Raw genomic sequence first — 13,402 nt, forward strand, 5'->3', positions numbered from 1 at the left:
GGCTTTGCGGCGCGGCGGCCCGCGTCTGGCCGACGTCTGGCCCGAGTCGCCATTTTGCGAGCCACTCTGCGTTCTGCGAATTAACGTGGCTATAATGAGATTGAAACCAACCTGAAATTGCCCGCGGCCTGCCCGGCGCGGCCGGCTTGGCGCGGGTCTGACGACTTCAGTGTGGCGGCTAAGCTGATTGGCCGCCGAAGCGCCCGGCACGCACAGCGCGCCTGGAGGCGGCCATGCTTGAATCACTTTCGCTTGCTGCGGGGCTCTCATGGGGCAGCGGCCTGCGCCTCTATCTGACGGTCCTGCTGGCCGGCGTGTTCGAGCGCCTCGGTCTCATCCATCTTCCCGACACGTTGTCCGCGCTGTCCTCGCCGTGGGTGATCGGTGTGGCGGGCGTGCTGACCGTTACCGAATTCCTCGCCGACAAGGTCCCCGCGTTCGATTCGCTGTGGGACGCGATTCACACCTTCATCCGCATTCCGGCGGGCGCCGTTCTGGCAGCCGGCGCGCTCGGCCATGCAGATCCCGCACTGCTGACGGTCGCGGCGCTCGCGGGCGGCACGTTGGCGGGCACCGCGCATCTGACGAAAGCGGGCACGCGCGCGCTGATCAACTTGTCGCCGGAGCCGGTGTCGAATATCGTCACGTCGACCGCTGAAGACGGTCTCGTGTTCGGCGGCGTTTTGCTCTCGCTGTTCGTGCCGCTGCTGTTTCTGGTGCTGATCGTTGGCTTCCTCGTGCTCGCCGGCTGGGTATTGCCGCGGCTATGGCGCGGCGTGCAGGGCGGTTTTCGCGGCATGGCGACGCACATGGTGTCGCGCCTCGCGAGGAGCCGGCACGATTGAGCGATACGAGCCAAACGAGCGATCAGGTCAGACGTACGACAGCGCGCGTAGCCGTACCCGCGGCGCGACGCTTTAGCGGCGGCGATCTGTTGCGGCAGTCCATCCGCATGACGGCGCGCGACTGGCGCGCGGGCGAGCTCACGATGCTGCTGCTCGCACTGGTACTCGCCGTCGCCGCGCTATCGAGCGTCGGCTTTCTCGCTGACCGTTTGCATCAGGGACTCGAGCGCGACGCGCGGCGCATGATCGCGGCCGACTTCATCGTGCGCGCCGATCATCCGGTCGATCCGCAGTTCGCGCAGCACGCGCAGGCGCTTGGCCTGAACACGGCGACTACGGCGATCTTTCCGAGCATGATCAATTCGACTGGCGCGCAGCCGGTCTCGCGGCTCGCCGCGATCAAGGCCGTGTCGCCAGGTTATCCATTGCGCGGCGCGTTGCGGATCGCGGCGGGACCAGGCGTCGCGGATCGTCCTGCGCAATCCATTCCCCCTCCGGGCACCGTCTGGGTCGATCAGCAGTTGCTCGACGCGCTGAAGCTGCGCGTCGGCGACACAGTGAAGGTCGGCAGCCGCAGCTTCACCATCGGTGCGATGATCACGCGCGAGCTCGACCGCGGCTTCTCGTTCGTCAACTTTTCGCCCCGCCTGATGATGCGCGCCGACGAAGTGCAGTCCACCGGGCTCATCACATTCGGCAGCCGCGTGACGTACCGGCTGCTGGTGGCGGGCGCGGATGCGTCGGTGGCGCGCTTCGCGCAATTCGCGCACGGCAGGGTGGATGGCGGCAAGATGCGCGGCGTCTCGCTCGAGTCGTTGCAGGATGGCCAGCCGCAAGTGCGGCAGACGCTCGACCGCGCAAGTCATTTCCTCACGCTCGTCTCGCTGCTTACCGCGCTGCTCGCGGCGGTGGCGATCGCAATGGCCGCGCATCGGTATATGCGCCGGCATCTGGACGGTTGCGCGGCGATGCGCTGTCTCGGCGTCAGTCAACGCACGCTGCGTGCGCTGTTCACGCTTGAATTCGTGGGCGTCGGCGTGGTCGGCGGCGCGCTGGGCGTTGCGCTCGGTTATCTCGGCCATCTGGCGTTACTGACGTGGCTTGGCAGTCTTATCGATGTCGCGTTGCCGTACCCCACGGTATGGCCGGCGCTCGAAGGCATCGCCGCCGGGCTCGTGCTGCTGCTCGGTTTCGCGCTGCCGCCGCTGTTGCCGCTCACGCGCGTGCCTCCGGTCCGCGTGCTGCGCCGCGAGTGGGGCGAAGCGGGGCGCACGGCATGGGCCGCGTACGCGCTCGGCATTGTGCTGTTCGCCGGCCTGCTGATCGTCGCGGCGGGCGAGTTGAAGCTCGGTGGAATCGTCGCTGGCGGTTTCGCGGGCGGCCTGCTGGTGTTTGCGTGCGTCGCGCGGCTTGCGCTCTGGGGCGCGGCGCGTGCGGTGCGCAGCGAGCGCGTGAATGCGGGGATCGGCTGGCGTTACGCGCTGGCGTCGCTCGAGCGGCGCAGCAGTGCGAGCGCGTTGCAGATCACCGCGCTTGGCATCGGGCTGATGTGCCTGCTATTGATCGCGATGACGCGCAACGACCTCGTGGCCGGCTGGCGTAAATCGACGCCGCCGGATGCGCCGAACGAATTCATCATCGACATTCAGCCGGATCAGCGCGAAGCCGTCACGCATTATCTCGACACGCACGGCGTGCCGGGCACAGTGCTCTCGCCGATGGTGCGAGGCCGGCTTACCGCGATCAACGGCAAACCGGTCAATCCTGATTCGTTCAAGGGCGACGACGCCAAACGGCTAGTGGACCGCGAATTCAATCTGTCGTACACGACCGAATTGCCCGAGGACAATCGCCTTTCCGCCGGCACATGGTACGGCGACACGAAGACGCCGCAGATTTCGATCGAAGAAGGGCTCGCTAAGCTGATCGACGTGAAACCCGGCGACGTGCTGCGTTTCGACGTGACCGGTTTGCAGATCGACGCGCCGGTCACGAGCGTGCGCAAGCTCGACTGGGGTTCGTTCAAGGTCAACTTTTTTGTGCTGATGCCGCCCGCCGCCTTGCAGGATTTCCCGGCTACGTTCATCACCAGCTTCCACTTGCCGCCGAAAAAACGCTCGACCATTGACGGATTGATCGCCGCCTATCCGAACCTCACAGCCATCGACACCGGTCCGATTCTCGCGCAGGTGCAGCGCGTATTGCAGCAGGTGATCGGCGCAGTGCAGTTCCTGTTCGCGTTCACACTCGCGGCCGGCGTGCTCGTGTTGTACGCCGCGCTCGCCGGCACGCGCGACGAGCGTATGCGAGAATCCGCGCTGCTGCGCGCGCTCGGCGCATCGCATCACCAGGTGCGCGCGGTGCAGATCGCGGAGTTCGTCGCGGTGGGTGCGCTCGCCGGATTGATGGCGGCAGTGGGCGCGCAGGTGATCGGCTGGGTGCTGGCGACTCGCGTATTCCAGTTTTATCTGGAGTTCGATCCGTGGCTGTTGCCGGCAGGAGTCGCGGCGGGCGTCGCCTGTGCTGCGGTGGGCGGCTGGCTCAGTTTGCGGCATGTATTGTCGCGTCCCGCGTTGCAATCGTTGCGCGACGCCTGACTATTTTCTGTTGGTGAGTGGTGATGAGTGAGCTTGATGACGAAGTGTCCGCGGCGCAGCCGACGGCCTTCGAACTGGTCGGCGGCGAAGCGCGCGTGCGCGAACTCGTCGACCGTTTTTACGACCTGATGGATCTCGAAGCGGAGTTCGCGGGAATTCGTGCTTTGCATCCAGAGTCGCTCGAAGGTTCGCGCGACAAATTCTTCTGGTTTCTATGCGGATGGCTCGGCGGCCCGGATCATTACATCAGCCGGTTTGGGCATCCCCGCTTGCGCGCGCGGCACTTGCCGTTCGCGATCGCTTCGAGTGAACGGGACCAGTGGCTGCGCTGCATGGCTTGGGCGATGGAAGACATCGGGCTTACCGAGCCGCTGAGGGAGCGCCTGCTCGGGTCGTTCTTCGAAACGGCCGACTGGATGCGTAACCGCAATGGCTGACGAAGCCGGCGCGGCGGTGGGCAGCACTTCGGGCAGCACTTCGAGCACCACACCGGCGGACTACGCGGCGCTCGATCCGCAAGCGCGCGCCGTGCTCGACTGCTGGTTCGGCGCGCCGGATTCGCCGGACTTCGGCCGGCCGCGCAAGCTCTGGTTTGCCGCCGACGAGTCGTTCGATGCGATGCTGCGCGAACGTTTCGGAACCCTGATCGAGGCGGCCCGCGAGTCACGGCTCGACACCTGGGCCACGACGCCGCTCGGCGCGCTGGCGCTCGTCATCGTGCTCGATCAGTTTTCGCGCAACTGTCATCGCGATACGGCGCATGCGTTCGCGGCGGATCAAAAGGCGCTGGATATTGCGCAACAGATGGTCGCGAGCGGGGCGGATCGCCGGTTGCCTGGCGTGCATCATCGCGCGTTCGCGTACCTGCCGTTCGAACACGACGAAACACTGGCGAGCCAGCATGAGTCGCTGCGTCTGTACGAAGCGTTGGCCGCGGAGCCGGGCGGCGAGTCGTATTACCCGTTCGCGGTGAGGCACGCGAAAATCATCGAGCGTTTTGGCCGCTTTCCGCATCGCAATGCGGTGTTGGGGCGCGACTCCACAGCCGAGGAAATCGCCTTTTTGCGCGAACCGGGTTCGTCCTTTAAGTCGCGTACGAAGAGGCGGGCAGCCAAGCCTTAACGCACGGCGCTTCTCTTATTTGCTGTGCGCGGCCGCAGCCGGAACCGCTGTCGCAGCCGGCGTACGCACGAATACGCGCAACAACTCGTCGTTATCGCCGGGACGCGCGCCCGACCAGAAGAGGCGCCAGTCGCCAGCAGGCATGCGCGCGTTGCCGCGGCGGCTCTCCACGATCAGCCACGTGCACTCGGTCGTACGCGTGTCCGCAACCGGCTGATGCTCGATGCCCGCGTAGTAATCGAGCATCGGCGCTTCGGATTCGCCCAGCCCGGTACTCGCCATGCAATCGCCGTCGTTCCATTCCACATCCAGCGCGGCGCTGAGGTTCTCGAACACCGAGCGGTAGCTCTTCGCGTAGTCGAGCCACGGCAGCAGCAGCGTGCTCACCAGTCCCCAAGCGAGAATCGCGCCGGCGCACCAGCTCAGCGCGCCGCGCCATTTCCCCGTGTACTTGAAGGCGGGGAGCAGCCACAACCAGCCGAACGTCATTAGCAACGCGGCGGCAATCAGACCGGGCTTGACCGGCAACACCCAATCGAGCGGCAACCATCGACCGAGCCGGTGCAGCGACGCGTGCGTGTTCACCGGACTGCTCATGATCGACCACACGATCCACGCGAGCGCTGCCGTGCTGCCGAACAGCACGCGACTCGTCATGTCCCACGTCGCGTGCAGACGCCGTGGCAGCCGCTCGACGCCCTGCATTGCCAGCAACGCGAGCGGAGCGATGAACGGCAGGATGTACAGTTCGCGGATCGTCGCCGAGGTTTGCAGCACGGCGAAGCCGATGCCCGCGAAGAGCGCCGGCAATACGACGCGCGGGTCGCGCCAGCGCCGCCATGCGCCGCCGGCCAGCGCGGCCAGTGCCAGTGGTACGGCCGGAAAACCGACGCTCAGCACGGTGCGCAGCACGAACAGGCGGCTCTCCGTTTCGGAGCCGAGTTCGGCAACCGAAAAGCCGAAAAAGCGGCCGACGTTGTTATCCCACAGCCACACCTTGAAGAGCGCTTCCGAGCGCAGATAGAAGCAGATCGGCCAGATCAGCGCGAACGGCGCGCAAACCAGCATCGCGATGCCGAGCGCGCCGGCGAAGCTGCGGCTGCGGCACGCCGGATACAGCGCGAGCACTGCGCAGGTGGTCGCGCCGAATACGAGTGGCACGAACAAACCCTTGGCGAGCAACGATACGCCGACGCCCGCGCCGAACATCGCCGCGCCGCTGAGGATTGCGTGGCGACGGCGGTGTGCATCGGCGGCAGACGGGCCGCTTTGCCGGGCGTCATCACGCAGATGCGCGAGCACGAGTTCGAACAGTCCGCAGAAGCCGACGGCTGCGCCGGCCATCAGCGCGACGTCGGTCATCATGTCGTGCACGTGTTTGACGACGACGAGCGTGCCGCCGAACAGCGCAAGCGTGCCGATCACGCGCAGGTCGAACCAGCTCGACGCATCCACCGCACGGCGTGCGACGCGGGCCGTGTAGTAGACGGTCAGTCCGGCGAACAGTGCGCTCGCGAGGCGCGCCGCGTCATGCAAGGGCAGATAGCGGCCGAACATCCACGCAAAGCCAGCGGCCACCCAGTCGTAGACAGGCGGCTTTTCGACGAACGGCTGACCCGCGTTGGTCGGCACGACGAGGTCGCCGGTGTCGAGCATGTGCTGGACGATGCCGAACGTGTAGGTCTCGTCCTGCTTCCAGGGCTCGTGACCGAGAGTGCCTGGCAATAGCCATGCGCATAGGATTGCCAGCGCCACGAGCCACATGAGCGGGCGGACGGCGGTGAGCGCGTGCCAGCGCTCATGGCGGCGGCTCGCGCGATCGGTGGCATTGGGTCCGGCTGCGGATGAACCCACGCCGTGTGCGGCTGGGCTGGCGGCTCCAGTGGGTTTCGCGGGTCTTGCGGGTGCCGCGGCTTCGGCGATCTGGTCGTCGAGCGGGTTGACGTCGTTTCCGGCAGAGCCGGCCGACGCGATGGACGCTGCCTGCTGCGCGCCGTCGATAAGACTGGCCGGCGCGACGGCCGCTACCGCGAAGTTCCCCGTGCGCCAAGGCCCGGATGGCTTTTCATGCATGACAATCTCTGGTCGTCGCACGCGGCAACGTGGATGCGCGTGCGGATGTTCTGGCTTGCGTCGCGGGCAATAGCGCGCGATCGACAGCGATTGTAATCTCTCACTATTACGATTGATTACAGACGCGGCGGCGCTTAACAGCGGCAGTCGGGCGTGTCAAGGCGATGCCGCGTTCAAGCGGCGGCAATTTCATAGCAAGAGGAAACGCGGCGCGAGATTATACGCCGCGCGAATCGCGGGACGAGGGGAGCGAAGCGGCTCTTAGCGGCCCCCTTAGCGGCCGCCGGAGACGTCGATCAGCGCGCCGGTCACATACGATGCGGCCTCGCTTAGCAACCAGACGATGGTTTCGGCCACTTCGTCGGCACGGCCGGGACGGCCTAATGGGGTTGTCGCGCCGAGTTGCGCGGCGCGTTCGGGCTTGCCGCCGCTCGCGTGAATTTCCGTGTCGATGAGGCCCGGCCGTACTGCGTTCACGCGCACGCCTCGCGGACCGAGTTCTTTCGCGAGACCGAGCGTCAAGGTGTCCACAGCGCCTTTGGAGCCCGCGTAATCCACATATTCGTTCGGCGAGCCGAGGCGCGCCGCCGCCGATGAAACATTGACGATCACGCCGCCCGCTCCGCCGCGATCCGTCGACATGCGCCGCGCAGCTTCGCGCGCGCATAGATACGCGCCGAGCACGTTGACGTCGAACATGCGCGTGAGCCGCGCGAGGTCCATGTCGGCGAGTGGCATCGACGGCGCGACGATACCCGCATTGTTGACGAGCGCATCGAGCCGGCCGAACGTCTGCTCGACCGTATCGAACATCGCGATCACGTCGGCCTCGTTTGCGACGTCGCCGGCAACAGGCAGCGCGCATCCGCCGGCACGCTCGACTTCGACGACAGTCTCCTGCGCGGCCGCGAGATTTTGCGCGTAGTTCACGCCGACCGACCAGCCACGCGTGCCCAGCAGGCGCGCCGTCGCGCGGCCGATGCCGCGGCTGCCGCCGGTGATCAGAACGGTTCGTGTCATCGCAACCTCAACGATCGGATAAGGTCAGCGCGAAAGCGCGGTCGGACTTGCAGCGACAGCAGTGAATCAGACGGCTTCGCGGTTGATCGCCCACTTGTCGGCGGCGGGCGGCTGATAGCGTTGCAGCTTGCCGATCAAGGCGGCGGGATCGGCGTCGATCTGCAGAATGTCGATATACGCCTGCCGCATGAAGCCTTCTTCCACCGTGTGCTGGAGCAGCTTGATCAACGGATCGTAGAAACCGTCGATATCGAGGAGGGCCACCGGCTTCTGGTGGTAGCCGAGCTGCGCCCACGTGTAGACCTCGAAGAATTCCTCGAGCGTGCCGGCGCCGCCTGGCATCGACACGAACGCATCGGACAGATCGGCCATCATCTTCTTGCGATGGTGCATGTCCGGCACCACATGCAACTCGGTCAGGCCGTTATGGCCGACTTCCTTGTTGACCAGCAATTCGGGAATCACGCCGATCGCGCGGCCGCCTTCGGCCATGACCGTGTCGGCGATCACGCCCATCAGGCCCACTTTGCCGCCGCCATACACCAGCGCGAGATCGGCTTCTACGAGCGCGCGGCCGAACGCGCGCGCCGCCTCGGCATACAACGGTTTGGCCCCGTTGGAGGAGCCGCAATACACACACACCGACTTCATGGAGAAACGTCCTTATTCGTTGCGAGGCGCAGCGCCTTCCTTGGGCGGCAGATAGTCGTAGAACTCGCGCTTGGGCAGTTTGCCCGACACGAGGTCGTCGAAGATTTGCCGCGAGCGGCCGCGCAGATAAGGCGCCATCAACGACACGATCTGCACGCTCACCTGATGCAGTTCCGCGCGAATCGTTTCCTGCTCGTTGTATTTGCGCGGATTCATCACGAACTGATACGACAGCCAATACGTTGCGATCACGCCGATGTTGGTCGCGATGACGTGCAGTTCATCCGCCGTGGCAACCATTTCGCCGTCCGCGACGAGCTGATCGCAGAACTGGCTCGCAAAGCGCACCTTGTGGCTGATGATCTGCTTGAAGTGTGTTTCGAGCGTGCGATTGCGCGCGAGCAGGTCGTTCAGATCGCGATACAGGAAGCGGTAGCGCCATGTGAAATCCACCATGTACTGCAGATAAGACCACATTTCGTCGATGGTCGCGCGGTGGTCGTCGGGGAAACGCAGACGCTTTTCGATCTCCTGCTCGAACTGGCTGAAGATGCTGTTGATGATGTCGTCTTTATTGCGGAAGTGGTAGTACAGGTTGCCTGGACTGATTTCCATTTCCTCGGCGATGGTCGTCGTCGTGACGTTTGGCTCGCCGATTTCGTTGAACAGTTTCAACGACAGTTCAAGTATCCGTTCGCGCGTGCGGCGGGGAGGTTTGGCTTCCATGTCGTCCGGCCCTGGTTACGCCGGGTTGGCGCGCGGCGGCGTGCCGCTGCTGCACGTCCACCCGGACGCGGTTGCTGTTTTGGGACTGCCGGACGATTATAAACCGAGCGTTCTAATATCAAGCGGATACTCAGGGTTTTCATTCGTTTGGACGACGTAGGGCATTTCGGAAGCGGCGCTTTCAAGCGTTTGCGTTTGCGTTGCGCAGCTTTGTTGCTGCGTCTTCAAAGCCACGCTTTCACCCAATGGACGAGGAGCGGCCCGACGATCAACGCCCACGTCATCACGCACATGCCGAGTGCAACCATCACCGCGGCGCTGCCTAGATCTTTCGCGCGGCGCGACAGTTCATGTCGTTCGAGCGAGATGCGATCGATGGCCGCTTCCACGCTCGAATTCAGCAACTCGACGATCAACACGAGCAGCACCGAGCCAAGCAGCAACACGCGCGACACGGGATCGACGGGAACCAGTACGCCGCACGGCAGCAGAATCGCGGCGAGCGTCAGTTCCTGGCGAAACGCGCTCTCCTCGCGAATGGCGACGCGAAAGCCCGCGAACGAGTTTTTCATCGCGTGCCACGCACGGGTGAGGCCGCGATTGCCCTTGTACGGATTGAAGGGCAGGGGCGCGAACGGATCGTCGGGGCTGAGCGGTTCGTGTTGCGTTTCGCTCGCGACGTGCGCGCCGCTCGGGCCACCCTGTCCGTTCAGACCATGCGCGCCGGCATGATGCGGCACGCCGGATTCGCTGACATCGTCGAACGGCTCGACGCTTGCTGTTTCCCGCTCATCGCGATGGCCGCTACCGGCGCTGACGGCACGTAGAGCACCATTCGACGAGCGGCTGGCGTGGGAGGATCTGGTTCGCATGGGCAACCCGGCGCGCCGCTTCATGCGGCTGCGCTTTCCTCGCGATACGAGGTGCGCGGCAACGGCTTGAGGTGCGCGGCGAATTGCTCCGAGGCCGCCGCCCACGAGAAGCGCTCGGCCCACGCGCGCGCATGTGCGCGGTCGATCTTCAGCGCTTCGAGACACGCTTCGCGCAGATCTTCGTTCATTGCGCCGGCGCCGCCGTCGCCGAGCACGTCGATCGGACCCGTGACCGGATAGGCCGCGACGGGCGTGCCGCAGGCGAGCGCTTCGAGCAGCACGAGCCCGAACGTGTCGGTGCGGCTCGGGAACACAAAGACGTCCGCCGCCGCATAGACCTTCGCGAGTTCGGCCTGGGTGAGCACGCCGAGATAATTCGCTTGCGGATAGCGCGACTTCAGTTCGGCCAGCGCGGGGCCTTCGCCGGCAACCCACTTCGAGCCCGGCAAATCCAGCTTCAGAAACGCCTCGACGTTTTTCTCGACGGCCACGCGCCCCACGTACAGAAAAATGGGCCGCGCGGTGTTGAGCACCTTCGAATCCATCGGGTGAAAAATCTCCAGGTCCACGCCTCGGGTCCACAGCACCACATTCGTAAAGCCGAATTTTTCGAGGTCGGTCTTGACGACCGGCGTGGGCGCCATCACCGCGAGCGACGGCTTATGGAACCAGTGCAGGAACTTGTACGTCGCGGCGAGCGGAATGCCGAAGCGCGCCTGCACGTATTCCGGAAAGCGCGTGTGATAAGCGGTCGTGAACGGCAGCTTGTGCTGGATCGCGTAGGCGCGCGCAGCCATGCCGAGCGGACCTTCTGTCGCGATGTGCAGTGCGTCGGGCGCGAATTCGTCGATACGCTGGCGGAGCTTACGGCGCGGCAGCAGCGACAGGCGGATCTCGGGGTACGTCGGGCAGGGGATCGTTTTGAATTCGAGCGGCGTCAGCAGATCGACGCGGTGGCCCAGTTCGGTCAGCTCGCGCGTGGTGTTCTTCAGCGTGCGCACGACGCCGTTGACCTGCGGTTCCCATGCGTCGGTGACGATCATGATCTTCATCGATTGATTCCTCGATTTGTTCATCGATTCGGGCCCAGAAAAGTTGAGGAGGACTACGCGGTCGCCCGGGCCTTTTGCACGTCCGCTTCCGGCGCGCGCATCACGGTCCAGTAGATCACCTTGAGTTCGCCTTCATACGTTTCGACGAGCGCCGACAGGCTTTCGACCCAATCACCGTCATTGCAATAGAGCACGCCGTCGATGTCGCGTATTTCGGCTTTATGGATGTGTCCGCAGACGACGCCGTCGCAGCCGCGGCGGCGCGCTTCGTCGGTCATCACGCGTTCGAACGACGAGATGAAGTTCACCGCGTTCTTCACCTGATGCTTCAGGTATTGCGACAGCGACCAGTACGGAAAGCCGAGCCGGCTGCGGATCCGGTTGAACCAGCGGTTCAGGATCAGGATCATCGTGTAGAGCGTGTCGCCCAGATAGGCGAGCCATTTCGCGTGCTGGATTACGCCGTCGAACAGATCGCCGTGCACGATCCACAGGCGCTTGCCGGCGAGCGTGGTGTGAAACGCCTCGCCGCGCACGTGGATGTCGCCGAACGCGAGGTCACAGAACTGGCGCGCGGCTTCGTCGTGATTGCCGGGCACGTAGACCACTTGCGTGCCTTTGCGCGCCTTGCGCAGCACCTTCTGCACGACGTCGTTGTGCGCCTGTGGCCAGTACCAGCCTTTTTTCAACTGCCAGCCGTCGATGATGTCGCCGACGAGATACAGATACTCCGACTCGTTGTGACGCAGAAAGTCCAGCAGATACGGCGCCTGGCAGCCACTCGAACCGAGATGGATGTCCGACAGCCAGATCGTGCGGTAGCGATGCGGCTCCGCGTGCTCGTCGTCGTGCTGGGCCGCGTGGGTGTCGAGCGGCAGCGGCGCGGCGGGCAACGGCAAGCCGTGGCTATGGCTGGGTTCCGGGCGGAACGCGACGGTGTCGACGCTCGGGCCGGTCTGGCGGAACAGGGAGGTCGCGGACGTTTTGGAGTCCATGGCTCACGCGTCGAGTTGCAGTGTGCGTATTGGGCCTACGGCGCGTGACTGTGCCGTGACAGTCACGAGAAGTTCTTATTACTGCGGCGGGGCGGGAAGGGCGATGTGGGGAATGCGGCGCGCGCGATGCTCAGCGCGCGACGGCGATCACGCGGGTACCGGCGAGCCGGTCATGCAGAAACTGGCGGCTAGCGCCGAAACGGCCAGTCGCCGCCCACAGCACGAACCAGATCGCGGCGATCACAAGCGTCTGCGGCACGCGCAGCCCGAGGAGCGGATGCAGCGCCAGCGGCGGCAGGAACCACAGCCACGCGAGCACGTAGCGTGCGGTCGCGCGGCCGGCCGAGAGCGGCGCGCCGTTGGCCGTGACTACGCGCAGGCGCCAGGTTTTCATCGGCAGGGTCTGGCCGCTGTGAGTCCAGAACCACACGAAATACAGCCCGACCACCAAGCCGATCCACGTCGCAAGCAGGTTGTGGTGCGTGAGTCCGTTGCGCTGCTGCGTGAGCGTGCTGAACAGATAACCGGCGACGAACACGACGCCGAACAGCAGCAGCGCTTCGTAGAGCAGGGCGGCGAGCCGGCGTCGCACCGTGGGCGGGTCGCCCGGCGAAGCGGCCGGCGCGGCCGAGGTCGAATTGGCTTTGGAGCGGGAGGTCACGCGCGATTGGGACACGGCGGAGCGCGGGTCAGGAACCGTTGAAAATCGACGGCGCCTCGGCCGGTGAAACGGGCACCGGCGTAGCGGGCACGAAGCTTCCGGTAGCCGGAATGCCCGGCAACGAGGCCGGGCTCGGCAACGACGCCGCGACCGCTGCGCTGGCCGAGGAGGTGCCGCTCGCGCCGCGCTCGCGCGCATTGACCAGCCGGTCAAGGCCCTTGATTTCCCTGCGGCCCGACGGCGGCGCGCTGACCACGCTCGGGCGGCGCTTGCGCTCGCTAGCGGCGAGCCGCTCCTTCAGTTCCTCGGGCAATTCCTGATACGCCTTCCACGCGTTCTGGCGGGTTTCGCGCGGCAATTGCTTGGAGACCTGGTAGTTCTCGCGCGCGACGCGCCGCTGATCGGGCGTCATGCGCACCCATTCGGTCATGCGGTCGTGTAGGCGTTTTTGCGCTTCAGGCGACAATTTCGAGTAACGCGACGCGATCTTCAGCCATTTGCGTTTGCGCTCTTCGCTGAACGAGTCCCACTGCGCTTCGAATGGCGCAAGCGCGACGTGCTCGGCAGCGCTCAGGCGCGTCCATGCAAGCGGGCTTTTGCTGCCGGGCAGGCTGGGTAATTCGACGGCGAGCGTCGGCGCGGGCGTCGAAGGTGCGACGGTGCTGCCCGCGGCGGGCGTGCCGGCGGGCGACGGGTTCGGGTAAAAGCGCGGGTAGGTCGCGGCAAACGACACCAGGGCCGCAATCGCACATCCGAAAACAACGGCCAGGCCGCGCTTGTAACTCACC

13 protein-coding genes are annotated in these 13,402 nt (G+C 65.2%); 4 read left to right on the forward strand and 9 right to left on the reverse strand.

The features are described 5' to 3' along the window. Positions 1-233: 233 nt before the first annotated feature. From C0Z16_RS23430 to C0Z16_RS23445, 4 genes are all read left to right on the forward strand, one after another. Entirely contained in the window at positions 234-845 is a 612-nt protein-coding gene (locus tag C0Z16_RS23430) for a DUF4126 domain-containing protein (protein ID WP_102634456.1), read from the forward strand. Positions 846-952: 107 nt separating this feature from the next. Further along, entirely contained in the window at positions 953-3,442 is a 2,490-nt protein-coding gene (locus C0Z16_RS23435) for an ABC transporter permease (RefSeq protein WP_102634518.1), read from the forward strand. A gap of 23 nt (positions 3,443-3,465) precedes the next feature. Then, on the forward strand, positions 3,466-3,879 hold the full coding sequence (locus C0Z16_RS23440) for a group II truncated hemoglobin (protein ID WP_102634457.1): 414 nt from the start codon (positions 3,466-3,468) through the stop codon (positions 3,877-3,879). Beyond that, positions 3,872-4,564: a DUF924 family protein gene (locus C0Z16_RS23445; RefSeq protein ID WP_102634458.1), complete on the forward strand. Its 693-nt coding sequence runs from the start codon at positions 3,872-3,874 to the stop codon at positions 4,562-4,564. The genes C0Z16_RS23440 and C0Z16_RS23445 overlap by 8 nt, the downstream gene beginning before the upstream one ends. Positions 4,565-4,579: 15 nt before the next feature. On the opposite strand, the gene C0Z16_RS23450 is transcribed toward C0Z16_RS23445, so the two are convergent. The 9 genes from C0Z16_RS23450 to C0Z16_RS23490 form a co-directional block, all read right to left on the reverse strand. Further along, the gene (locus tag C0Z16_RS23450; protein ID WP_102634459.1) at positions 4,580-6,637 is read right to left on the reverse strand and encodes an ArnT family glycosyltransferase; all 2,058 of its coding nucleotides are present in this window, start codon (positions 6,635-6,637) and stop codon (positions 4,580-4,582) included. A gap of 273 nt (positions 6,638-6,910) precedes the next feature. Beyond that, complete coding sequence (locus C0Z16_RS23455; RefSeq protein ID WP_102634460.1) at positions 6,911-7,657, reverse strand: SDR family oxidoreductase; 747 nt, start codon at positions 7,655-7,657, stop codon at positions 6,911-6,913. A gap of 66 nt (positions 7,658-7,723) precedes the next feature. Beyond that, a complete protein-coding gene (locus tag C0Z16_RS23460) occupies positions 7,724-8,308 on the reverse strand; it encodes an LOG family protein (RefSeq protein ID WP_102634461.1) in 585 nt (194 codons plus the stop codon). Positions 8,309-8,320: 12 nt separating this feature from the next. Further along, complete coding sequence (locus C0Z16_RS23465; protein ID WP_102634462.1) at positions 8,321-9,034, reverse strand: TetR/AcrR family transcriptional regulator; 714 nt, start codon at positions 9,032-9,034, stop codon at positions 8,321-8,323. A 224-nt stretch (positions 9,035-9,258) separates the two neighbouring features. Next, positions 9,259-9,906 carry a diacylglycerol kinase gene (locus C0Z16_RS23470; protein ID WP_102634519.1) on the reverse strand — a complete coding sequence of 216 codons (648 nt, stop codon included), beginning with the start codon at positions 9,904-9,906 and terminating at the stop codon, positions 9,259-9,261. Positions 9,907-9,926: 20 nt separating this feature from the next. Further along, positions 9,927-10,958: a glycosyltransferase family 4 protein gene (locus tag C0Z16_RS23475; RefSeq protein ID WP_102634463.1), complete on the reverse strand. Its 1,032-nt coding sequence runs from the start codon at positions 10,956-10,958 to the stop codon at positions 9,927-9,929. Positions 10,959-11,011: 53 nt separating this feature from the next. Then, positions 11,012-11,953 carry a UDP-2,3-diacylglucosamine diphosphatase gene (locus C0Z16_RS23480; RefSeq protein ID WP_102634464.1) on the reverse strand — a complete coding sequence of 314 codons (942 nt, stop codon included), beginning with the start codon at positions 11,951-11,953 and terminating at the stop codon, positions 11,012-11,014. 130 nt (positions 11,954-12,083) lie between these two features. After that, complete coding sequence (locus tag C0Z16_RS23485; protein WP_102634520.1) at positions 12,084-12,614, reverse strand: RDD family protein; 531 nt, start codon at positions 12,612-12,614, stop codon at positions 12,084-12,086. A 28-nt stretch (positions 12,615-12,642) separates the two neighbouring features. Continuing rightward, positions 12,643-13,401 (reverse strand): DUF3106 domain-containing protein, encoded by a 759-nt coding sequence (locus C0Z16_RS23490; RefSeq protein ID WP_102634465.1) that lies wholly within the window; start codon positions 13,399-13,401, stop codon positions 12,643-12,645. Between the last annotated feature and the right edge of the window lies 1 nt (position 13,402).

This window comes from Paraburkholderia rhynchosiae (assembly GCF_002879865.1).
Classification (GTDB): domain Bacteria; phylum Pseudomonadota; class Gammaproteobacteria; order Burkholderiales; family Burkholderiaceae; genus Paraburkholderia; species Paraburkholderia rhynchosiae.

Coding starts and splice junctions, on each gene's coding strand:
- C0Z16_RS23470 (WP_102634519.1), bottom strand. CDS start 9,906: ATGCGAACCAGATCCTCCCACGCCAGCCGCTCGTCGAATGGTGCTCTA.
- C0Z16_RS23430 (WP_102634456.1), top strand. CDS start 234: ATGCTTGAATCACTTTCGCTTGCTGCGGGGCTCTCATGGGGCAGCGGC.
- C0Z16_RS23480 (WP_102634464.1), bottom strand. CDS start 11,953: ATGGACTCCAAAACGTCCGCGACCTCCCTGTTCCGCCAGACCGGCCCG.
- C0Z16_RS23445 (WP_102634458.1), top strand. CDS start 3,872: ATGGCTGACGAAGCCGGCGCGGCGGTGGGCAGCACTTCGGGCAGCACT.
- C0Z16_RS23440 (WP_102634457.1), top strand. CDS start 3,466: ATGAGTGAGCTTGATGACGAAGTGTCCGCGGCGCAGCCGACGGCCTTC.
- C0Z16_RS23455 (WP_102634460.1), bottom strand. CDS start 7,657: ATGACACGAACCGTTCTGATCACCGGCGGCAGCCGCGGCATCGGCCGC.
- C0Z16_RS23475 (WP_102634463.1), bottom strand. CDS start 10,958: ATGAAGATCATGATCGTCACCGACGCATGGGAACCGCAGGTCAACGGC.
- C0Z16_RS23435 (WP_102634518.1), top strand. CDS start 953: ATGACGGCGCGCGACTGGCGCGCGGGCGAGCTCACGATGCTGCTGCTC.
- C0Z16_RS23450 (WP_102634459.1), bottom strand. CDS start 6,637: ATGCATGAAAAGCCATCCGGGCCTTGGCGCACGGGGAACTTCGCGGTA.
- C0Z16_RS23465 (WP_102634462.1), bottom strand. CDS start 9,034: ATGGAAGCCAAACCTCCCCGCCGCACGCGCGAACGGATACTTGAACTG.
- C0Z16_RS23460 (WP_102634461.1), bottom strand. CDS start 8,308: ATGAAGTCGGTGTGTGTGTATTGCGGCTCCTCCAACGGGGCCAAACCG.